This window comes from Variovorax brevis (assembly GCF_030317105.1).
In the GTDB taxonomy this organism is placed as follows: domain Bacteria; phylum Pseudomonadota; class Gammaproteobacteria; order Burkholderiales; family Burkholderiaceae_C; genus Variovorax; species Variovorax brevis.
Map to the genome: position 1 here is coordinate 700,882 of NZ_JASZYG010000004.1, position 22,627 is coordinate 723,508.

Annotated in this window: 15 protein-coding genes; 2 read left to right on the top strand and 13 right to left on the bottom strand. The window is 65.9% G+C overall.

Features of this window, described 5'->3' with window-relative positions; translation table 11 throughout:
• Positions 1 to 10: 10 nt before the first annotated feature.
• From QTI66_RS16100 to QTI66_RS16110, 3 genes are read right to left on the bottom strand one after another with little or no spacing between them, the layout of a single operon-like run.
• Complete coding sequence (locus QTI66_RS16100) at positions 11 to 1,168, bottom strand: acyl-CoA dehydrogenase family protein (protein WP_286560797.1); 1,158 nt, start codon at positions 1,166 to 1,168, stop codon at positions 11 to 13.
• A gap of 31 nt (positions 1,169 to 1,199) precedes the next feature.
• Positions 1,200 to 2,441, bottom strand: coding sequence for a thiolase family protein (locus QTI66_RS16105; protein WP_286560798.1), 1,242 nt, complete (start codon positions 2,439 to 2,441; stop codon positions 1,200 to 1,202).
• A gap of 36 nt (positions 2,442 to 2,477) precedes the next feature.
• Entirely contained in the window at positions 2,478 to 3,263 is a 786-nt protein-coding gene (locus QTI66_RS16110) for an enoyl-CoA hydratase/isomerase family protein (RefSeq protein ID WP_286560799.1), read from the bottom strand.
• Between the two features lie 240 nt (positions 3,264 to 3,503).
• Between QTI66_RS16110 and QTI66_RS16115 the strand changes: the two genes are divergently transcribed.
• Complete coding sequence (locus tag QTI66_RS16115) at positions 3,504 to 4,955, top strand: patatin-like phospholipase family protein (RefSeq protein ID WP_286560800.1); 1,452 nt, start codon at positions 3,504 to 3,506, stop codon at positions 4,953 to 4,955.
• A 10-nt stretch (positions 4,956 to 4,965) separates the two neighbouring features.
• Here QTI66_RS16115 and QTI66_RS16120 read toward each other — a convergent pair whose 3' ends face one another.
• The 5 genes from QTI66_RS16120 to QTI66_RS16140 all read right to left on the bottom strand — a co-directional run bounded on the left by QTI66_RS16120 (position 4,966) and on the right by QTI66_RS16140 (position 13,116).
• A complete protein-coding gene (locus QTI66_RS16120; RefSeq protein ID WP_286560801.1) occupies positions 4,966 to 6,102 on the bottom strand; it encodes a CaiB/BaiF CoA transferase family protein in 1,137 nt (378 codons plus the stop codon).
• Positions 6,089 to 7,411, bottom strand: a complete 1,323-nt coding sequence (locus QTI66_RS16125; protein ID WP_286560802.1) for an MFS transporter — start codon at positions 7,409 to 7,411, stop codon at positions 6,089 to 6,091. Before QTI66_RS16125 ends, QTI66_RS16120 begins: the two co-directional genes overlap by 14 nt.
• Positions 7,408 to 8,925, bottom strand: a complete 1,518-nt coding sequence (locus QTI66_RS16130) for a coniferyl aldehyde dehydrogenase (protein ID WP_286560803.1) — start codon at positions 8,923 to 8,925, stop codon at positions 7,408 to 7,410. Before QTI66_RS16130 ends, QTI66_RS16125 begins: the two co-directional genes overlap by 4 nt.
• A gap of 103 nt (positions 8,926 to 9,028) precedes the next feature.
• On the bottom strand, positions 9,029 to 10,756 hold the full coding sequence (locus QTI66_RS16135; RefSeq protein WP_286560805.1) for a GMC family oxidoreductase: 1,728 nt from the start codon (positions 10,754 to 10,756) through the stop codon (positions 9,029 to 9,031).
• Positions 10,753 to 13,116 carry an arylsulfatase gene (locus QTI66_RS16140; protein ID WP_286560806.1) on the bottom strand — a complete coding sequence of 788 codons (2,364 nt, stop codon included), beginning with the start codon at positions 13,114 to 13,116 and terminating at the stop codon, positions 10,753 to 10,755. Before QTI66_RS16140 ends, QTI66_RS16135 begins: the two co-directional genes overlap by 4 nt.
• A 169-nt stretch (positions 13,117 to 13,285) precedes the next feature.
• Here QTI66_RS16140 and QTI66_RS16145 point away from each other — a divergent pair, with 169 nt between their 5' ends.
• The gene (locus QTI66_RS16145; RefSeq protein ID WP_286560807.1) at positions 13,286 to 14,329 is read left to right on the top strand and encodes an AraC family transcriptional regulator; all 1,044 of its coding nucleotides are present in this window, start codon (positions 13,286 to 13,288) and stop codon (positions 14,327 to 14,329) included.
• A gap of 9 nt (positions 14,330 to 14,338) precedes the next feature.
• Here QTI66_RS16145 and QTI66_RS16150 read toward each other — a convergent pair whose 3' ends face one another.
• The 5 genes from QTI66_RS16150 to QTI66_RS16170 are packed head-to-tail and all read right to left on the bottom strand — an operon-like array spanning position 14,339 to position 22,558.
• On the bottom strand, positions 14,339 to 15,724 hold the full coding sequence (locus tag QTI66_RS16150) for a wax ester/triacylglycerol synthase domain-containing protein (protein ID WP_286560808.1): 1,386 nt from the start codon (positions 15,722 to 15,724) through the stop codon (positions 14,339 to 14,341).
• A 10-nt stretch (positions 15,725 to 15,734) separates the two neighbouring features.
• Positions 15,735 to 18,230 (bottom strand): efflux RND transporter permease subunit, encoded by a 2,496-nt coding sequence (locus QTI66_RS16155; protein WP_286560809.1) that lies wholly within the window; start codon positions 18,228 to 18,230, stop codon positions 15,735 to 15,737.
• Complete coding sequence (locus QTI66_RS16160) at positions 18,230 to 19,303, bottom strand: WD40/YVTN/BNR-like repeat-containing protein (RefSeq protein WP_286560810.1); 1,074 nt, start codon at positions 19,301 to 19,303, stop codon at positions 18,230 to 18,232. The genes QTI66_RS16155 and QTI66_RS16160 overlap by 1 nt, the downstream gene beginning before the upstream one ends.
• Before the next feature lie 13 nt (positions 19,304 to 19,316).
• Positions 19,317 to 20,696, bottom strand: coding sequence for a DUF1329 domain-containing protein (locus QTI66_RS16165; RefSeq protein WP_286560812.1), 1,380 nt, complete (start codon positions 20,694 to 20,696; stop codon positions 19,317 to 19,319).
• Positions 20,697 to 20,731: 35 nt separating this feature from the next.
• Complete coding sequence (locus QTI66_RS16170; RefSeq protein WP_286560813.1) at positions 20,732 to 22,558, bottom strand: DUF1302 domain-containing protein; 1,827 nt, start codon at positions 22,556 to 22,558, stop codon at positions 20,732 to 20,734.
• Positions 22,559 to 22,627: the final 69 nt, after the last annotated feature.

Sequence of the window (22,627 nt, forward strand, 5' to 3'; positions counted from 1 at the left end):
ATGAGGGAGTTCAGAACGCGTTGACGCCGGTCAGCGAGCGCGCGATGAGCAGTTGCTGGATTTGTGATGTGCCTTCGGGAATCGGCACGACGATCGCTTCGCGTGCCAGCTTCTCGACGAGGAACTCGCGCGTGACGCCGTTGCCGCCGTGGATCTGCACGGCCTGGCGTGCCACGGTGACGGCCGCCTCGCAGGCAAAGTACTTGGCCATCGCGGCTTCCATCTCGGCCGGCACGCCGGCTTCGATCATCGAAGCAGCGCGGTAGACCAAGAGGCGCGCGGCGTCGACGTTGGTCGCCATCTCGGCCAGCATCCCGGCGATGAGCTGGTGCCCGGCGATGACCTTGCCGTGCTGGCGGCGGTCCTTCGAATAGCGCACCGCTTCTTCGAGCGCGCGTCGGCCGATGCCCAGGCCCTGCGCCGCCACGAACACGCGTGAACGCTCGAACATCGACAGCGTGTTCTTCAGCGCTTCGCCTTCGTTGCCGATCATGTTGCTGGCCGGCACGCGCACGTTGTCCAGAAAGATCTGCGCGGTCGACTGGCTGTTCCAGGCGATCTTGTGGATGTCGCGCACTTCGTACGGATGCTCCTTGCGGTCAAGCAGGAAGTGCGTGAGGCCGCGGCGCGGATCGTCGCCGGTGCGGCAGGTGCAGATCAGGAAGTCGGAGTAAGCGCCGTTGCTGATCCAGGTCTTCTCGCCATTGATGACGTAGTGGTCGCCATCGCGCTTTGCACGCGTCTTGATCTCGAGCACGTTGGAGCCGACATCGGGCTCCGAGATGCCCATGCTGACAAAGGAGTCGCCGCTGACCAGGCCCGGCAGGTAGCGCTCGCGCAGGTGCTGCGGTGCGAGTTGCTGCAGCATGTAGGCGCCGAAGGAATTGATCAGCACCGGCACCGACAGGTCGATGGAGGTGGTGGCGACTTCCTCGAACAGCATGATCATCGTGAGCCAATCCAGGCCCATGCCGCCATGCGCTTCGTCGATTGGGCCCGAGACCATGCCGAACTCGGTCAGCTTGCGCATGATCGACTGCATCTTCTCCTTCGGCACGAAGGTGTCGCGATATTCCTTGGTGAAGATCGGGTCGATCTCGGCGTTGAGAAAGCGCTTCAAGCCGTCGACGGCCGCCTGCTGCTCTTCGGTTCTGATGACATGTCCCATGAAATGCTCCGTATGTGTTTGTTCGGTGGATTTACTGTTTGCCAAGGATGGTGACGGCCACCACCGCTTCTTCGACGCCATAGAGGCCGCCGCCGTTTTCCTGGATCGCGATGCGTGCGCCGTCGACCTGCCGCTTGCCGGCTTCGCCGCGCAGCTGGGTGACGAGTTCGTGCAGTTGGCCGAGGCCGGTGGCGCCGATCGGATGGCCCTTGGATTCGAGGCCGCCCGAGGGGTTGATGGGCATGCGTCCGCCAACCGTGAAGTCGCCGCGCTCGGCAGCCGGGCCGGCTTCGCCGAAAGGCACCAGCATCAGCGACTCGGCATTCAGGATCTCGCCCATGGCAGTGGCGTCGTGCACTTCGGCCACGTCGACATCCGAAGGCGACACGCCCGCTTGTTCATAGGCCTTCTTCGCGCCCAGGTGCGCCACGATCTTTTGCGGCTCGTCGATGCTGCGGGTGCTGCCGGTCTGGATCACGCTCGCCAGCACGCGCACGGCTCGGCCTGCTGCACCGTTCAGGCGCTTCAGGCCTTCGGCGTTGCACAGCACGATGGCGGCTGCGCCGTCGCTGATGGGCGAACACATCGGCAGGGTCAGCGGATAGGCGATCGGCGGCGCGGCCAGCACCTGCTCGATCGTGCAAGGCTCGCGGTATTGCGACAGCGGGTTGTGCACCGAATGCTGGTGGTTCTTGGCCGCAACGGCCGCGATCTGCCGCTGCGTCGTTCCGTAGGTCTGCATGTGCTGGCGGCAGAACGCGGCGTAGATGTCCATGAAGACGCTGTACGGCTTCTCCGACATCGTGCCGGGCGGCGGCACGACGCTGGCACCCATGGCCATCAGCGTGGCCTTGTTCTGCTCGACGGTCGACACGTCCCAGCCGCCGTCGAAGACGCTGAACATCTTCGCCTTGTCGGCGACGTTCATCTTCTCGGCGCCGACGGCCAGCGCAATGTCGCAGCTGCCCGCGCGCAGGGCCATGGTCGCGAGGTTGAAGGCGGAAGAGCCGGAAGCGCAGGCGTTCTCGACAGTGAACACAGGCACGCCTTCCAGGCCCAGGCGACGCATCGCGATGGGGCCGGGAATGGCGATCTGGCCTTGCAGGTGGCCGTTCGTCATCGTGGAGTAGAAGGCGCTGCCGATGTCGCCGATCTGGCAACCGGCGTCGGTCACGGCCAGCAGCACGGCCTCTTCGACCAGGTCATAGACCGTGCGGTCCAGCAGTCGACCGAAGGGCGTCATGCCGATGCCGGCGACGTAGATGTCATTCATTTTTTCAAGTCCTTGGATGTCGTTGGATCGGCGCATTCAGCGGCCGGGAAAATTCGGTGCGCGCTTCTCGCCAAAGGCCGCAAGACCTTCGTGGAAGTCGGCCGTGCGCATGTGCTGGCGCAACATCACCTGCTCGTGCTGCAGCGCGTCGGCACCGCTCTTGTCGGCCGAGGCGCGCGCGACCAGCTTCATGCGGCGCAGCGCGATCGGGCTCTTTTTCGCGATGTGGCGGGCCAGCTTGAGCGTGGCTTCGGCCAGGTCGGCATCGGCATGCACTTCGCACACCAGGCCGCAGGCCATCATCGCGGCAGCCGACAACGACTTGCCGGTCATGAGCAGGTACATCGCCATGTTCAGCGGGATGAGCCGCGGCAGGATCGCCGCGCCGCCCGCGCCCGGGAACACGCCGAAGTTGGCGTGCGCGTCGGCGATCGTGGCGCTCTCGGCGGCCACCACGATGTCGGCGCACATGGCGAGCTCAAGGCCACCGGCCATCGTCACGCCGTTGAGCGATGCGATGACGGGCTTGGCGAAATTGCGCAGCGCGCCGAACACGACATTGGCGCGGTCCAGGAAGTCCGCTTCGCCCGGCGCGAGTTCGGCGCCGGCCAGCACTTCCTTCAGGTCGGCGCCGGCGCAGAAGGCGGGGCCGTTGCCGGTGAGCACCACGACGCGGATCTCGTCGTTGCGCGCGACGTCGGCAAGCCGGCGTTCGAGTTCGGCAAGCGTCGCCAGGTTCAGGGAATTCATCGCCCGGGGGCGGTTCAGCGTCAGCCGCGCGACCGGGCCGAAGGCTTCGTACAGCAGGATGTCGTCGTTCATGTCGGGTTGTCTCTCTTTGTCTTGCATCACTTGGCAGAACCGCTTGGCTGTGGGTTCTGTAGTGGGTAGGGTGATGCTAAAAGTCGTGCCCCTTGGGCACAGGTCATTGCAGCGGTTTCGCCGGTCCGCAGGGAACTGGCGGCCGACACGTCGACCGGCATGGATTTCGCTTGCAGTTGACGGCCGCGGCACGACGCGCGACGCTCGGCAGCTTTCGTCCACCAACGCAACCTTCAGCCCATGAAACGGACTTGCGCATTCACGGCTTCACTGGTCGCCTTGGTGGTGTTCGTCGCCGGCTGCGCGAGCCGTCCGGTCAACCCGCCGATCGCGCGCGCCGATGCCGTGACTGGCTACACCCTCCAATCGCGCCAGGCCCGCTTCAGGAGCCATGAAGACCTGGTCATCCTGGCCTTTTCCGGGGGTGGCACGCGCGCTGCGGCGTTCTCGTATGGCGTGCTGGAGTTCCTGCGCCGCACCGAGGCCGTGGGCGCGAAGGGGAACAAGATTCGCCTGCTCGACGCCGTGGACGTCGTCACCGGCGTATCAGGCGGCAGCTTCACCGCCCTCGCCTACGGCCTCTATGGCGACAAGCTCTTCACCGACTACGAGCAGCGCTTTCTCAAGCGCAACGTGCAGGGCGAACTCATTTCCCGCGCACTCAACCCGGGCAACTGGGCAAGGCTCTTGTCGCGGACGTGGGGCCGCTCCGAGCTGGCAGCTGAGCTGTACGACGAGATCCTTTTCAACGACGCGACCTTCGTGGACCTCGAACATGGGGACGGTCCCATGATCCTGGTGTCGGCGACCGACCTCTCGACCGGTGCGCGCGTGTCTTTCGGGCAAAACATCTTCAACGTGCTGTGCTCGGACCTCGGCCCCGTGCGGCTGTCGCGCGCGGCTGCCGCCTCATCCGCCGTGCCCGGGGCGCTGTCGCCAGTCACCATCAACAACTACGGCGGAAGCTGCGGCTATGCGTTTCCGCCGTGGGTCGACCGGTTCACCGAATCGGACGATCCCCCGCGCCCCGCCGCCCGTGCGATCCGGGAGCTCAACGACATCAAGACTTTTTTCGACGGTGCGCGGCGTCCCTACATCCACCTCGTCGACGGCGGGGTTTCAGACAACTTGGGCATGCGCGGGGTGATCGACGCGATCAGCCTGCTGGAGTCGCTGCACGCCGCCGGCGTGTCGACGCCACTCGACAATGTGCGCAGGATCATCGTGCTCGTCGTCAACTCGCAGTCCTCGCCGCCCACCAACTGGGACGAATCCGAGACCCCGCCGGGCACGATCGCCACCTTGCTGAAGGCGACCGGCGTGCCGATCGACCACTATTCCTACGAAGCGGTCGAGTTGCTGAAGGACATCTCGGCGCGGTGGGAAACAGGCCAGCGCCTGCGTGAGCTCGCAGGGTGTTCCACCAACAAGAACTCACCCATCTGCACCACGGTGTCCGTGCCCGACGCCAAGATCTACGCCATCGATGTTTCGTTCTCCGCGCTCACCGACCCGGTGGAACGCGACTACCTCAACGCCCAGCCGACCTCCTTCGTGCTACCGGCCGAAGCCGTCGACCGGCTGCGTGCCGCCGCTGGCACGATCATCAGCGCGTCGCCGGAATTCCAGCGCCTGCTGAAAGACGCTGGCGCCCGGATCGTCGCCGATCCGCCGCGCAGCAGCGCGCCTTGATCGCTCCGGGTCAGGCGGTGACTGGCAACAGTTGCCCGATGTCCTGCGAGCTCAAGCCGATCTCCCGCAGGATGTCGGCGCTTTGCTCGCCGCGTCGGGACACCGGACCCGGCACGCCCGACGGCGTCGCCGAGAAGCGCGGCGCCGGCGCGGCCTGCAGCACGCCGTCGCGCTGCGTGTACACCTCGCGCGCCGCCATGTGCGGATGCGCCATTGCCTCACCCGGCGTCAGCACCGGCGCAAAGCAGGCATCCGTGCCTTCGAGCAAGGTCATCCAGTGTTCGCGCGGCTGCTGCGAGAACATGCTGGCCAGGCGCTCGCGCAGCCGACTCCAGCTGCGCGGGTCATATGCCTTCTTGAAATCGGCATCGTCGCCAAGGCCCATTTTCGCAAACAGCAAGGCATTGAACTGCGGCTCCAGCGCACCGATGCTGATGAACAGGCCGTCGCTGCAGGCATAGCTGCCGTACCAGTGCGGGCCGTCGAGCAGGCCACGGCCACGTTCGAAGGGCTGCTGTCCCGCAGCATGGGCCGAGAGCACCAGGTTCATCATGTTGGCGCTGCCATCGACGATGGCGGCGTCGACCACCTGCCCCTTGCCGCCGGCGCGCGCGTGCAGGATGCCCGCCAGCAGGCCCATCGCAAGGTACAGCGCGCCGCCACCCAGGTCGCCGACGAGGGTCGGCGGCGCCATGGGCGGCGTGCCCGGCGCGCCGGAGAACCACAGCGCACCAGAGAGCGCGATGTAGTTGATGTCGTGCCCCGCGGCATGCGCCAGCGGCCCCTGCTGGCCCCAGCCGGTCATGCGGCCGTAGACGAGGTCGGGGTTGCGCGCAAGACAGACGTCCGGCCCGAGACCGAGCCGCTCCATCACGCCCGGCCGCATGCCTTCGATCAGCCCATCGGCGCCCTCGATGAGGCGAAGCACCGCTTCGATGGCCAGCGGGTCCTTCAGGTCGAGCGCAATGGAGCGCTTGCCGCGGTGGATGATCGCGTTCTTGCCCAATGCAAGGGGATCATCGGCATTGACGCTGCCGCGTTCGACGAGGATGACTTCCGCGCCCATGTCGGCCAGCAACATGCCGCAGAACGGGCCCGGGCCCAGCCCGGCAATTTCAACGATGCGAACGCCATCAAGAACGCCCATGGCGATTCTCCAGAGAAAAATGTGAGGAAGCTGCGACGTCGCGCTCGTAGGTGCGCGACGCCGCAAGGAACAACGCTGCGGCCACGAACGTGACCACCGGCGCGAGCGTGAGCGCCGTCTTCAGGTCGACCATGTCGGAGACGAGGCCGACCAGGAAAGGTCCAGGCGCCAAGCCCAGCAGGCTCGCGCCGAGCACCGCGGTCGCGGTCACCGTGGCGCGAACGGCAGGGTGCGTGACGTCCATGACGATGGCCACGGCGCAGCCGCCATGGGCAACCGCAAACAGCGCGCCCACCATGATCAGCACCAGCGCCACGCCGCTCGGCGCCATGCCGAAGCCAGCCGCCAGCAGGATGCCGCAGATCAGCGCGTAGGCGGCGGGAACGATGGCGCGATAGCGTGGCCGTCCGCGGCTGAGCCTGTCGGAAAGGCCCCCACCGAAGAGCACGCCCAGGCCCGCCGCCAGCACGGCAGCCGCCGCCATCAGCGCAGCCTTGCGCGGCTCGAATCCGTAGAAGCGATTCAGGAAAGTCGGCATCCAGGCGATCAGGATCGACGGGATCGCCATCTGAAGGCCGAAAGCCAGGAAGCTCAGGTTGCCCGAGCGCGCGATGAACACCTGCCGCACGAGTTGGCCGAAGGGCAAGCTTGCGTTGCCCTGTGCGTTTGCGCTGCCTTTCACATCGATCTTCGGCGCCACGTAGTCGCGTACGACGAAGGGGTAAGCCAGCGCCAGCAGCAGGCCCGGCGCGCCCACCACGAAGAAGGCGGTGCGCCAGCCGAACTGGCTGGCGACGGCTCCGCCAATGACCACGCCGAGCACCGAGCCGAAGAGGCCCGCCGACTGGAATGCGCCCTGGATCGCGGCACGCTTGCCGATGGGAAAGGTGTGCGCCAGCAGCGCGGCACCGGCCGCCGCGTAGGCCGCCTCGCCCGCCCCGACGACCGCACGCGCCATCAGCATCTGCGAATAGTTGGTGGCAAGACCACAGGCAATGGTTGCCAGGCACCACACGAAGGCCATCAAGGTGATGCTTTTGACCCGGCCCCAGCGGTCGGCGACCATCGACATCGGAATGGTGAGCACGCCGACGACCACCGAGACGACACTGACCAACGCGCCGAGCTGTGAGTCGGACACACCCCAATCGGCCTTCAGGAAAGGGAACACCGCACCGATGACCTGGCGCGAGAGATAGTCCGACAGCATCAGCCCGAAGGTCAGCGCGAAGACGGCCCACGCGTAGCCGCCAGCTGCGGAGCTCGCGCAGTGGTCGTTCGATGCAAGGCGCAGTTCTGCGCTGGTCATGTCGCGGTTCTCCTGGCGATCGCCTCGGCCTGCGTCACTGGGTGGGCAAGCTTCGCATCATGAACCGATGCGTCGGGTTGGCGCAGGAAAAGGTTCAGGATCGCGCGCTGGATGCGCGAACCATACGGGGGACGAAACAGGTGAACGGGAAAGAATCGATGCACCGAGAAAACCGACTTCGCATGCGACAGCGAACGAAAGCCTTCGGGTCCGCGCCAGCTTCCGATGCCCGAATTGCCGGTGCCGCCGAAAGGCAGGTCGCACTGGAAGACATGCCACGCCCAGTCGTTGACCGTCATGCCGCCCGCGTGCACGTCGCGCGTCAGCCGGCGAAGTTCGGCCGCATTGGTTCCGTAGTAGTAGAGGGCCAGAGGGCGCGGACGCGACGTGACGAAGGACACGGCATGGTCCAGCGAGTTGCACGCGACAACGGGCAGGATCGGATTGAAAAGCTCTTCCTGCATGATCCGCATGTCCGGCGTCGCGCCGGTCACGATCTGCAGCGCGATGATGCGCGCGCCATCGCCGGGGCCGCAAGACGTCACGGTCGCGCCCTTCGCCACGGCATCGGCCAGCAGCTCGCGCGTGCGGTCTGCGTGGCGGTCTGAAGCCATGCTCGTGTAGTTCGCGTCCGCGACAGGATCCGGATACATGCGATGAAACGCACGCACGGTTTCTGCCACGAAATCGTCGATGCGATCGCGCGGCACCAGCACATAGTCGGGCGCCACGCACGCCTGCCCGCTGTTGAAAGCCTTGCCATGCGCGATCGAGCGCGCCGCCGCAGCCAACGAGGCCGAAGGACTCACGATCGCGGGCGACTTGCCACCCAGCTCCAGCGTGACCGGCGTCAGGTTGGCTGACGCCGCCCGCATGATCTCCTTGCCGATGGCCGGCGAACCGGTGAAGACGATGTGGTCCAGCGGCAGGCTCGCAAAGGCTTGCCCGATCTCGACGCCACCGCCGAACACCGCCACCTGGCTCTCGGTGAACAGTTCCGCCAGCATGTGGCGCAGGACTGCGGTGCAGCGCGGCGAGAACTCCGACATCTTGATCATCACGCGGTTGCCTGCCGCCAGCGCCGTCACCAGCGGGCCGATGGATTCGATCACCGGAAAGTTCCAAGCCGCAATCACCCCGACCACGCCCTTGGGCTGGTAGACGACCTTCGCGCGGTTGGTGAGGAACATCCAGTCGACGCTGCGTCGCCGCGGCTTCATCCAGCGCTTCAGGTGCGAGAGCGCATGGTCGATCTGGAGCGCGGGGCCCATCACGTCCAGCATCTTGCATTCGGCTTCGGAACGGCGACCGAAGTCCTCGCTCATCGCGTGGGCCAGGGGTTCCTGGTAGGCCTGCAAGGCCTTTCGCAGTGCCGCAAGGTCTCGCCGGCGTTGCGCGAGTTCAGGGTACGGCGCGACAAGGCACGCGGCGCGCTGCAGTTGCAGCGTGGCGTTCAGCCCTTCGATGCTGTCCTTCGACGGCACGGCACCGGCGCGCGGATCTGTTGTATTCATGATGTCTCTTCTTTATGGTTTTGGGGGCCAGCCGCGCAGGGGCGGCTGGCGGGCTCACTTGCGCGTCAGACGCACGCCATGCAACAGTTGCAAGCGGCGGATGTCATGCGGCGATCACTTCCCGGTGCGTTGTCCCGGTGGGCGCTGCGTCTGCCAGGGATTCGTGAGAGGTGCGCAAGGAGCGACCGGCTTCGGCCTTGATCATGTCGGCCGCTTTCTCGGCAATCATGATGGTCGGCGCGTTGGTGTTGCCCGACACGAGGTCCGGCATGATCGACGCGTCGACCACGCGCAGGCCTTCGACGCCCTTGACGCGCAACTGCGCATCGACGACATCGTTGGGGCCGTCGCCCATGCGGCAGGTGCCGACGGGGTGATAGGCGCAATCCGCATGCTCGCGCACGAACTTTTCGATCTCCGCATCGGTCCGGGCCCAAGCCGAGTTCTTCGATTCCTTGCCGCCGAAGCGCGCCAGCGCAGGCTGCCGCGTGATCTCGCGCAGGCGCTTCAGGCCGCGCACCAGGCAGTCGACATCGCCTTGTTCGGACAGGAAGTTGGTGTCGATCAACGGCGGCGCCATTGGATCGGCACTCGCCAGGGACACGCTGCCGCGAGACTTCGGGCGCAGCATGCAGGCGTGCAGCGAGTAGCCGTTGCCCAGCAGGATCTTGCGGCCATGGTCCATGATCTTTGCGACGACAAAGCAGGTCTGCATGTCCGGCACGACCTCTTCAGACCGCGTCTTCAGGAAGGCATTGCCTTCGGCGAAGTTGGACGTGAGCACGCCCCGGCGATAGCGCACCCAGTTGACCAGGCCCTTGAGCACCGCCCACGCGCCGCTGAACGACACCCCGACCAACCCAAGCGACGCTCCGGCCTCGTAGCTGTGCACCACGTCGATGTGGTCCTGCAGGTTCTGGCCGACGCCCGGTGCGTCGTGCACCACGGCAATGCCGTGCTTTTGCAGCGTGGCCGCCGGACCGATGCCCGACAGCATGAGCACTTGCGGCGATTGCAAGGCGCCGGCGGACAGCACGACTTCCCGGCGTGCCAGCACCTGCCGCAGCGTGCCATGCGCGTCACGGTACTCGACGCCCACGGCGCGCTTGCCGTCCATCAGGATGCGCGTCGTGTGGGCGCGGGTGATGACGCGCAGGTTCGGGCGCCCGAGGTTCGGCGTCAGGAAGGCCTTCGCCGCGCTGCAACGCTCGCCGTTCTTCTGCGTGACCTGCGTGAGGCCAACGCCTTCCAGGTGATCGCCATTGAAATCCGGGTTGGGCTTGTGCCCGGCCTGCACCGCGGCTTCGACAAAAGCCCGCGAATAAGCGTTGGGCTCCATGACGTCCGCCACGTTCAGTGGCCCCCCGGCACCGTGGTACTGCGACGCGCCCCAGAACTCGTTGTTCTCGGACTTGCGGAAGTACGGCAGAACGTCGGCATAGCTCCAGCCCTCGTTGCCCATGGCGGCCCAGCGGTCGTAGTCGCTGCGGTCGCCGCGGATGTACATCATCCCGTTGATCGAGCTCGAACCACCGAGCGCCTTGCCGCGCGGCTGGTAGCCGATGCGGCCATTCATGCCCTTGTTGGGCAGCGTCTTGAAGGCCCAGTTGAAGATCGGGTACGGCATCACGATCGGCAGGCCCGACGGGCACTGGATCAGCGCGCTGTTGTCCGGCGCACCCGCTTCCAGCAGGCAGACCTGCACGGCCGGGTCTTCGCTGAGCCGGGAGGCCACCACGCAGCCGGCGGAGCCGCCACCAATGACGATGTAGTCCACGGGAAAGGCGTCGATCTGCACCACGGGCAAGGAGGTTGCGGATGGATTCTTCATGGCGTGTAGACGATGTGAACGTCGTCGATCTGGCCGTTGAACCTGAACGGTGCGCGGTCGTAGTAGTCGAGCGACACCGGCGAACCGAGGCTGATGCCGACGTCGAGCGTTTCGCTGGCCGTGAAGCACAGGGGCGCGGTGAACATCGCCGTGGCGCGGGCCACTTCGATGCCGTCGACCCGCATCACGAAAGTGGCGGAAGCACCGGGTGTTGGCGCGGCCAGCAGGGTCTGCAGTTCGAGGCGATGCGAGCCGGGCTCGATGCGGTTAGCGCTGCGAAGCCGGGTGCGCATCACGCTCAGGCTGTTGTATTCGTAGTGCAGGTAACCGTCATCCATGTAGAGCGTGAGGCCGCCAGCCACGCCGCCGAGCGAATACAGCACGCCTTCGGCCAATGCCGGAACTTTCACGTCGACCGTGACCTTGTTGCTGCGGCCGCGCAGGTTGGGTGCGCAGAACTCCGGCAGGCGCGTCACGGACGCATTGAGGTGCCATTCGGTCTGCGCGGTGCCGATGCGGGCCGACGGGTTGAGGAGAGGGCCGAGGCCGGCGCCGATCGGGTACACGTGGTTGGCGCGTGCTTCTTCGTCGAACTTGCCCTTGAGCTCCGCCAGCTTTTCAGGATGCTGCTGCGCGAGGTCAGTCGACTGCGAATAGTCGCTTTCCAGGTGGTACAGCGACCAGGCGTCCTCGTCGGGATTCCAGTTCGAGTACGCCGCGGCAGTCGCCGACAGCCAGGGCAGGCGCGGTCCGAAGACCGACGCCATCCAGCCATCCGCAAAGATGCCGCGACTGCCGAAGATCTCGAAGTACTGCTGTGACTTCTGCGTTGGCGCCGAGGCGTCGCTGAAGCTGTAGGCGAGGCTCGTGCCGTCGATGGGATCCTGCTCGATGCCGTTGACCGTGGACGGCGGCGCGATGCCGATCAGCTCGTAGATCGTGGGGGCGATGTCGTTGACGTGGTGGAACTGGCCGCGCACCGTCATGTCCGACGCAATGCCCTTGGGCCACGACACCATCATCGGCACGCGCGTGCCGCCGAAGTAGCCGGCCACCAGCTTCGTGCCCTGGAACGGGCTCTCGCCGGCCCAGGCCCAGCCTGCGTGGTACATGTTGGCGACCTTCGGTCCGCCGAGTGCCTGCAGGCCGCCGTATTCCTCTTCGAGCACCTTCATCTGCTGCGCGAACGGAATCGGCACGCCGCTGATCGACAGGATCTCGTTGATGGTGCCGCCCGCACCTTCGGCCGATGCGCCGTTGTCGGACAGCACGTAGAAGATCAGCGTGTTGTCGCGCAGACCCAGGCGTTCGAGTTCGTCGATGACCTTGCCGGCCTGCACGTCGGCGTGCTCCAGGAAGCCGGCGAAGACTTCCATCAGGCGTGCCTGGTATTTGCGCTCTTCCAACGGCAGACTTTCCCATGCGGCGAGCGTGTCGGGGCGCGGCGTGAGCTGGCTGTCCGCGGGAATCCATCCCATCGCGACCTGGCGCTTGAACGCCTCCTCTCGGTAGGCGTCCCAGCCTGCGTCGAACTTGCCCTTGTACTTGTCCGACCAGTCACTGAAGACCTGGTGCGGGCCATGCACCGCACCGGGCGCCCAGTACATGAAGAAGGGCTTGTCGGGCGTCAGCGCATGCTGTTCGCGCAGCCAGCTCGTGGCCTGCGCGGCGAGGTCTTCGCTCAGGTGGTAGGTCGGGTCGTTCGGCGCTTCGATCGGCGTGGTGTTGCGATAAAGGCTCGGCTGGTACTGCGAGGTCTCGGCGGCGATGAAGCCATAGAAGTGGTCGAAGCCGCAGCCCGTGGGCCAGCGATCGAAGGGGCCGGCGGCGGATGTCTGCAGCGCCGGCGTGTTGTGCCACTTGCCGAATGCTGCCGTGCTGTAGCCGTAGTGCTTGAGCACCTCGGGGATGGTGGCCGCGCTCTTCGGAATCTCGCCGGTGTAGCCGTCGAAGTCGCTGGCGAACTCGGTGATGGTGCCGGACTCCACGCGGTGGTGGTTGCGCCCGGTCAGCAGCGATGCACGCGTGGCCGAGCAGATGGCAGTGGTGTGAAAGGCGTTGTAGCGCAGGCCGGTGTCGGCAATGCGGCTGAGCGTCGGCGTGTGGATCGCACCGCCCACCGTGTCGGCATGCGCGAAGCCCACGTCGTCGAGCATGATGATCACGACATTGGGCGCATCGCTGCGCAGCGGCGAGGTCTTCTTGCGCCACTGGTGGGTCGATTGCGCGAGCGTGGGGCCGGCCACGCTGGCCGTGGGCGTCGTGGCAAAGGGAAGCTGTTGCGGCCGGGGCGTTTCGGGCGATGTCGCCGAGGGCGTTTCGGCGGCTGGATCCACTTTCTTGTGGCTGTCTTGGGTCATCGGGTGTCTCCGGTTTCTGTGCTGCGGTACTGGAGATCCAGTCTAGAAATCCGGAGGCGCCGGCGCCGGTCTTTGCGGTCATATCGGTGGTCTCGCCGGTGTGTCGCCCTCCCCGCCCACCGATGCAAACCTCATTGTCAAAACGCACGCGAGCGGCGACCATCGGGCGATGAGCGAACCCATTCCCGCGCCAGGCCAGCCGCTGCAGGAACCGACGACGATCGGTGGCTACGTGCTGGCCATTTCCAAGGCGCTGCGCGCCAGCGGCGTCGACAGCAACCGCGTGCTGAAGGCCGTCGGTGTGCCCCTGACCATGACCAACGACCCGATGAGCCGGCTGCCCGTCAGCACGCTCACGCGGCTGTTTCGCGCCTGCGTCGACGTCACCGGCGACCCGTATTTCGGGCTCACGGTGGGGCGCTTCATCCACATCTCGAACCTGCATGCGCTGGGCTATGCCCTGGCGGCCAGCGCCAACCTGATGGAGTTCTGCCAGCGGCTCGAACGCTACTTCCGCCTGGCGTCGCAAACGGCCGAGATCAAGGTCGTCGAAACGAAGGGCGATCTCGAACTGCGCATCAACCTGCTGGTCGATGTGTCCGGCGAAACCGAGGATGCTTTCTTCGCATTCGTGGTGCTGGCGATGCGCCAGCTCTACAAGCCCGAGTTCAACCCCTTGCGCGTGGTGCTGTCGCATGCGGAGCCGCGCGAAGGCATTGCGCCGTATGAGGCGCTGTTCCGCGCACCGATGACCTTCGGGCAGTCGGTGCCGATGCTGGTGCTGCCCAAGTCCGACCTGGACAACCCGCTGGTCGGCGCTTGCGCCGAACTCGCGCAGATGAACGACAAGCTCTCGACCGCCTATCTCGCACGGCTTGAAAAGGACGACGTCGTGATGCGTGTGCGCCAGAAGATCATGGAGTACCTGCCCAACGGCAACTGCACCCGCGACAAGGTGGCCGACGCGCTGGCGATGAGCCCGACGACGCTGCAGTTCAAGCTGTCGGAGCGCAAGACCACCTTCAACGACCTGATGGACGGAACGCGAAAGGAACTCGCGTCCGGCTATGTGCAGCAGTCGTCGTTGTCGATCACCGAGATCACCTTCCTGCTCGGCTTCAGCGACACGAGCAACTTCACGCGCGCCTTCAAGCGTTGGCGGGGCGTTTCGCCGACGGCATTCCGCGAGGCCGGCAAGCCGGTCGATGCCTGAGCCCTGGCTTCAGGCCGCGATGGCCTCGGCCGCCGGCAACGAACGCTTGAACTGTCCAAAAGCCTCGCTCGTGTAGCGCGCCAGCTTGTCGATGGCGGGCACGGCTTCGGGCATGGCCAGGAAGCCGAGCTGCATGCGGTCGTCCAGCGACACCGCGGTGACGTTGAGCGACTGGCCCGCGGACACCACCGAGACCGGCAGCACCATGTCGACCTTCGCACCCATGAGATAGCGTTTCCCCGGAAAACCAAAGGGGTTGGAGACCGCCAGGTTGCTGACGGGAAGCCCGGTCTTCAGGCCCGCCCTTTCGACCAGCGCCGGCAGGCCATGCACGAGCGCGGTGTAGAGCATGACAGCCTCGCTACCCGATGTCTCGACAACGCCCTTGACCGTCGCGGTCTGCGCGCGGACGGCCGCAAGTCGCTCGACCGGACTCAATCCCGGCGCGCCGAGCGGGAAGTGCATCACCGCGATCTGGTTGCCGCCGCTTGCGGCTGCCAGGGCAACCGGCATGGCCGTCACCAGCGGCCGGGTCGGGCGTCGGCCCTGATCGGCCAGGTAGCGCGCGAGTGCGATGTCGAGGGTCGTGAGCAGAACGTCGTTGACTGTCGCGCCGTGGGCCTTGCCGAGCGCCTTCATCTCATGGATGGGCAGCGTGGTGAAGGCAAAGGACCGCTTCGGGGAAACACGACCGCCCAGTGCGCGTGGCACCCCGGCGTAGGGCAGTGCCAGTCCTTTTGCAGCTTCGACGCCCAGGGTCTTCAGGCTCTGTTGTGCCAGCATGCGGTACAGATCCACGGCCGACGTGGCCGTGAGACCCGCCTTGGCGAACAGGCCGATCAACCTGTCGGCGGCGGTCGCTTGCACGGGCTCGGTGGGGGTGCGTTGCGGAATGGCTTCCCAGATCGCGCGCACGGTGCGTTCGCGGGGCGACACGGACAACCAATTCGAGATGGCCTGCACCAGTCCACGTCCATCGATGATGCCGTGGTGCACCTTGCAATAGACAGCGACCTTGCCGCCTTCGAGGCCGTCGATGACGTACGTCTCCCAGAGCAGCTTCGACCGGTCGAGGCGGCCTTCATGGAGCTTGCACACGGTTTCGCACAGGTGCGCAACCGTACCCGGCGCCCCAAGGGTGACGCGGTGGACCTGGGCTGACACGTCGGCATCGTCGTCGAGCTCCAGCGTCGGCAAGGCGATCGACGTGGTCCGCAGCTTGTAGCTGAACGGCAGGCCCGCAGGCCGCTTGAGCATCGCGGCCATGAGCCGGTCTGCGAAGGTCTTGCGACCGCGCGCGGGCGGATCGAGCACGACCAACGGACCGATGTTGAACGGACGCTCGGGCGTCTCGAGCAGGAACATCGCGAGGTCGATGACGGAAAGGGCTGTCATGATTTTTTCTTCAGATGGCCGAGCGAACAGCGTGGCCAGTGAGGGTTGGCGCCACGTTCGCCGGTGGCGTGGCCGCAGCGGCCTTGCGGAAGTGGCGATCGTTCAGCAGGAAGTACGAGAGTGCGGGAATCAGCACCAGAGCGCCGACCATGTTCCACACGAACATGAAGGTCAGCAGGATGCCCATGTCGGCCTGGAACTTGATGGGTGAGAAGGCCCAGGTGATGACGCCTGCGGCCAGCGTCACGCCGACCAGCGCCACGACGCGGCCGGTGAAGGTCACGGCTTCCGCATAGGCCTGGCCGAGACTCAGGCCGCGACGTTGTCCTGCCAACTGCACGCTCAGCAGGTACAGCGCATAGTCCACGCCGATGCCTACGCCCAGCGCGATCACCGGCAGCGTCGCCACCTTCACGCCGATACCCAGCCACACCATCAACGCCTCGCACAAGATGGAGGTGATGACCAGCGGAATGACTGCCACCAGCACCGCCCGCCACGAGCGGAAGGTGAGGAAGCACAGGGCAATGACTGCCGCGTACACGTAGAACAGCATCGTGCGATTGGCCTCATGCACCACGATGTTGGTCGTGGCCTCGATGCCTGCCGAGCCAGCGGCCGGCAACACCTGCACCAAGGCGGGATCGGTCGGGTTCGTCTTCACGAAGTCTTCGACCACGTGCAGCACCTTCTGCAGCGTCTCGGCCTTGTGGTCCGCCAGATAGGCCACCAGCGGCATCACCGAACACTCGACGTTGAACATCTCGGGGTTGTTCACCGTGGCCTGCTGCGCGCCGTAGTTCAGGATGTCCTGGTTGCGCGAGATGGTCTGCCACTTGGGGTTGCCTTCGAAGGAGCCGGCGGTGATCTGGCGCACGACGTCCGTCAGCGCGATGGTGGCGCGCACCTCAGGCAACTGTTGCAGCTCCCAGGCCAGGCGGTCGACGTGTTCCAGCGTGGCGTACTTCAGGCACCCTTCCTTGGGCGTCTTCACGATCACAGCGAAGAGGTCGCTGGAGAGCGAATAGTTCTTCGTGATGAAGGCGTTGTCCTGGTTGTAGCGCGAGTCGGCTCGAAGCTCGGGTGCGCCGGGGTCGAGGTCACCGACTTTCAGCTTCAGGCTCACCGCGTAGCCGCCCACGCCGAGGGCCAGCGAGGCCAGCACGGCGGCGAGCGCCCAGCTGCGCTTCTGCGCAAAGTTGTCGAGCAACGCCCACGCGCGGGAGCCACGCCCGGCCGCCTGCTCTTGTTCGACCAGGAGGCTGCGCTCGGCCGCAGCCTTGCTCACGCCCACATGGGACAGCAGCACCGGCAGCAGCAGCAAGTTCGTGAAGATCAGCACGGCCACGCCGATGCTGGCCGTGAGCGCCAGTTCTCGGATCACAGGGATGGGGATCAGCATCAGCACGCCGAAGCCCATCGCGTCAGCGAGCAATGCGGTGACGCCCGCGAGGAACAGGCGCCGGAAGGTGTAGCGCGCAGCCACCAGCCGATGCGTGCCGCGGCCGATGTCCTGCATGATGCCGTTCATCTTCTGCGCGCCGTGGCTCACGCCGATGGCGAACACCAGGAAGGGTACGAGCATCGAATATGGATCGAGCTCCAGACCGACGAGTTGAACCAACCCCACCTGCCACACCACCGCGACCAGCGAGCACGCCAGCACCATGGCGGTGCTGCGCACGCAGCGCGTGTAGCCGTACAGCAGCAGCCCGGCAATGACCGTGGCGATGCCGAAATACATCATCACCTGCACCAGGCCGTCGAGCAGGTCGCCGATGATCTTCGCGAAGCCGATGACGTGAACCTTCACGCCCCAGGGCTTGCCGTCGGCTGCGACGCCATGCTCGTACTTGTCGCGGATCTTCGATTCGATCTCGCGCGACAGTTTCCAGTAGTCGAGCCGGCCGTCCTTGCTGCCGTCCAGCAGCGGCGCGACGATGGCGCTCGACTTGAAGTCGTTGGCGACCAGGCTGCCGACGAGGCCGGCACGCGCCACGTTCTGGCGCAGCTTGCCGACGCTGTCAGCGCGGCCGTCGAAGTTGTCGGGCATCACCGGGCCGCCCTGGAAGCCTTCCTCGGTGACTTCGGTCCAGCGCGTGGCCGGCGTCCACAAGGACTTCAACCATGCACGGTCGACGCCCTTCATCAGGAAGAGGTCGTCGTTGATGTGCTTGAGCGTGTCGATGTAGCGGGCGTCGAAGATGTCGCCCTTTTCGTTCTCCACAACGACACGCAGCGTGTTGCCCATGCCGCGCAGTTCGCTGCGGTTTTGCAAGTAGTTCTGGATGTAGGGATGACCCACGGGGATCATCTTTTCAAAGCTCGCGTTCAGCGACACGCGTGTCGCGAAGAAGCCGAGCATCAGCGTCGCGACCACGCACAGCAGCGTGACGAGCATGCGGTGGTTGAACACGGCGCGTTCGAGCCAGTTGCCCGAATTGCGCGGGAAATCGGCGAGTTCGCGCACGACCGGCATGCGGTCGAGTCCGGAAGAGATAGCCATTACTTGTCCTTGGAGATCAGCTCGAGCGTGCGCAGGCCGCGCGGGCCGCCCACCACGAGTTCGGCCTTGCCGCTGAAGGCGACTGCTGCCAATGGCACTTGCGAGCGCACCGGCGATGCCGCGAAACTGCGGCCGCCATCGCCGCTGACGGCGATGCCGCCGCCCTGGTCGACAAGCACGAGCGTGCCGTCTGCGCCGAGCGCACTGCCGACGATGCTGGCGCCCAGGCCGGTCTTCACCGGCTCCCAGGCTGCGCCTTCGTCGGTGCTCAGGAAGGCATTGCCGCGCATGCCGTAGGCCAGCACGCCGGCTTGGGTCGCCTGCAGCCCGAACAGGCTGCCCTTGTAGGGCGAGGTCAGCGCAACGAAGCGCTTGGCCCCGCGATCCAGTTTGAGCATCAGGCCACCTTCGCCGGCGACATGGAGCGCATCGCGAGAGGCGCAGATCGCGTAGAGGTTCAGAAGGCCCGGGTTGTCGATGCGGTCGAACCACGGTTCCCACTGCTTGCCGCCGTCAGCGGTGTGCATGACGAGGCCATAGGCGCCGACCACGAAGCCTTCGTTGGCGTTGGCAAAGTGCAAGTCGAGAAAGGGCTTGTCCGGGCCGGCTTCGTCGTTGCGTTGTGCTTCAGCCAGCAGCTTTTTGTCCTGCTCGCTCGCGTCGGGTGCAGCGGCACGCCGCTGCATGTGTTCAAGCACCAGCTTGTTGGCCTGTCGTCCGTCGAGCAGGCGCGTCCAGCGCAGGCCGCCGTCGCGCGTGCCGAGCACGATGCCGTCGTGTCCGGTGGCGTAGCCCACCTTGTCATCGACAAAGCTCACCGCGGTGAGGTCCGAGCTGACCGGCACGGGCGACTGGGTCCATGTTTGTCCGCCGTCCGCAGAGCACACGATGTGACCGCGTTGCCCCACGGCCACGAGCCGGTCGCCAGCCCGCGCGATGGCGGTGATCAGGCGCTGGGCGGCCAGTGCGCTCGTGCGCGCCGGCCGGTCCATCACCTCGCTGGCCCACGCGCCCGTGGCACCCAAGGGAGCCACTGAGGCGAGCGCGGCCAGCAGCATGCTTCTGCGTTGCACAGTCGGCTCCGCTTCAGCGCACGCCGGCGCCGGCCAGGGCGTCGGGCGACCAGGCGTTGGCCGATTGCGGTTCGGTGTACTTCAGGCCCACGTTGTAGGCACCCATCAGCCCGGTGACGTTGTAGCCGCCCGTGGTGAAGTCGAACACGCCCTGTCCCATGCTGGCTGGCGCCGGCACTTCGTACGACGGGTTGGTGTAGACAAAGCCGGCACGGTAGAGCTGGCCACGCGCGTCGTACTGATCCGAAGCCACCGCGATCCAGCTGTCTTCGTCGACGTAGAAGGTGCGCTTGGCGTAGATGTGGCGCTTGTCGGCCTTGAGCGTGGCTTCCACCACCCACACGCGGTGTGCTTCCCAGCGCACGAAGTCCGGGTTCAGGTGGTTGGGCGTCGTCACCGCGTACGGGTCCTTCGCGTACACCAGCTTGAAGGTGTTGTAGGGAATCAGCATTTCCTGCTTGCCCACCAGCTTGAAGTCGTAGCGGTCCATCGCGCCGTTGAACACCCATGCGTCGTCGTAGGTCGATGCGCCCGCGGCGCCGGGGTTGGGCGTGTCGTAGGCAATATCCGGTGCGAGCTTCACACGGCGCTGACCGGGCAAATATTGCCAGGCACGGCGACTGTTCTTGGCGGGGTTGATGTAGTCCTGCGCCAGGAGCGCTTCACCGGCGCGGCGGGCGGGCGCGGTGTAGGCGATCCTGGTGCGGAAGTAGATGTCGCTTTCCGCCGAGGCGCCGCTGCGCTTGGGGTCGTAGTACGGGTAGTCCATGGAGATCTGGCCCGTGGTGGCCAGCACAGCCTTGCCCGAGGAATCCACGTTGATCGAGTCGTACTGCGTGAAGTAGCTCTGGCCCGTGTAGCGCAGCAGGTGGTTCCACATCACCTCGTTGCCGGTCTTGGGGATGGGGAACGGGATGCCCGCGAAGGTGCCTTCGACGCCGACGCCATCGTCGGTCGTCTTCACGACGGTGGCGTTCTTGACCGTGTTCTCCAGCACGTACTTGGGGAAGGCCATCGAGCGGTGCGAGGGGTACACGTCCACGCGCATCGTCGGGTACTTCTTGAGCAGTTCCTTCGTGCCGGCGGTCAGCTTGCCTTCGTACTGCGCCATGTTCTGGGCGGTGATGGCGAACAGCGGCTTCTCGCTGGCGTACGGGTCGGGACGGATGCCCGAGCCCTTTTCGTAGCCTGTCGGCGGGGTGGTCAGGCCGCCGGTGTACTCGGGAATGCTCTTGTCGGCGTTGCCCGCGCGCTCTGCGCCGGTTTGCGTGAGCGTGGTGCCGAGCTTCTTGGCTTCTTCGGCCGTGACGGCCGCCAGGGCGGATTGGGCGGCGAGCGCGATCAGCGCGCCGGCCAGGACGGTGCGCACGGGGCGCAGGGTGCGTGTGTTCATGTGATTGTCTCCGTTGAAGTTGTGGTGGTGACGACTCAGAAGGTCGTCTTGAAAGTGAGCAGCACGTGGCCGCGGTCCGACAGCACGGCGTTGGTGCTTTGCGCGACGTTCATCGCGCCTGCCGGGGTGGTGCTGTAGTCGCCATAGAAGCCGACATAGCGCAGCGAGATGCTGTATTGCGATCGCACGTCAGCGGCGACGCCGAAGGAGTACGAGCCGTTGTTCTTGTTGCCGCCGGTGAGGACGGCGGAGTTGCCCGCCAGGCCGCCCGACCAGCTCAGCGGCAGCGAAAGATCCACGCTCGGGAACACCTGGAACCAGGTGGGCGTGAAGTTCAGGCCGATGCCCACGTAGTCCTTGCTGACCGCATCGATGTTGGCGGGGTTGGCGCGGTAAGCGTCGCTGCCCTTGAAGGCACCGGGGTTCTGCGAGACGCTCAGCCAGCGGTTCCACACCAGTTCGGCATTCCATGTCGCGCTATCGAACAGGGGCGTCTTGGCCACGGTGCCGAGGACGTTGAAGACACCATGCGCGGTGTTGCCGCGTGCGCCCGGCGCGTCGTTTCCGAGCGCGCCGATCGCGATCTGGCCTGCAGCAGGGTTAACCAGCGCGGCCGGCAGCACCTGCACCGGCACGCTTTGCAGCGGCATGTTGTGGCGGTAGCTCAGTTCCGCACCGACGCTCAGGCCGGCGATGTTCTTCGACAGGCTCAGGCCGTAGATGTCGATGTCGCGGCCGTAGAACGCCTGGTACTGGCCCACCTGACCGGCCTGCACCTGTGGCACCGTCGCGGCGGCGGGGTTGATGTAGCAGGTGGTCGGCCCGACGGGGCGCAATCCTGCACGCGTGCACGCTGCGGCAGGCACGCCTGCTGCGACGGCCGGCAGCAGTGCCAGTTGCGGCTGGATGTCCGCCGTGCGGCGTCCGTACAGGCCGGCCGTGCCATCGAGCCAGTCCGGGCTCCAGCGCGCCGACAGGCCGAAGTCGCCCGTCTTGTTCGGCTCGCCCGACTGCGCTTGCAGCAGGCGCTGGTTCGGCCCTGCAATGAGCGAATCACCGCCGTGCAGCAGCGCATCGTTCACCGTGAGGTAGCTGCCCGATTCCGGATAGCGCGCGCTCTCCCAGTCAAAGAAGGTCTGGGCAGACACCGACAGCTCGGGCGAGGGCTGCACCTGCAGCGTCATCGAGTTGCGTGGGCGATAGAGTTCCTTCGCTTCGATGCCAGGCGTGGCCAATGCCTTCCACAGGTCGAGCGAATACTGGCCGTAGGAAATGCCATGCACGGCGCCACCGGCCAGCAGGCTCTCGCCCCAATACACCGTGTGCTTGCCGGCGCGCAGGCTGACGCTGGTGCCGCCGATGTCGGTGCTGCCGAAGAGAAAGGCGTCCAGCAGTTCGCCGGACGGGCCCTTGGCATAGCGCTCGGTGTAGTTCGAGAGCGCACCCGCCGTCGGCACGCCATTGACCAGCGTGTTGGCCGTCGCGTTGTTGCGGTTGTCGAGGTGCCGATAGGCCGCGTCGCCCCAGGCCGCACCGCTCACCCGGAAGCCGTACTTCTTGTCGACCACGAGGTCGAATTCGCTCAGCAGATCGAGGCGGTTGGCGACGAGCGAGTTCTTGTTGAAGTTGCGGTCGCCGTCGTCGAAGTTCGGGTTGGCAAGGATGGCCGCGTCCTGCCCCTGCACGCGCTGGCCGATGTTGTAGCGCAGGGTGTTGTCCCAGCGGATGACGACGTCGGGGTTGCCGGTGTCGATCTCCATCGAGTGGGCGGGCGCTGCCATGGCAAGCAGGACAAGGGCCGCGCTGGAAACCGCGGTGCGGCGATGGAAGGCGACGTTGCGAAGCGATGCGGGAGTGAACACAGGGATGTCTCTTGAAAGGTTCTTGTTGACGCTGGAATCAGTGCCGCGCATGCGATGGGCAGGCAGAAA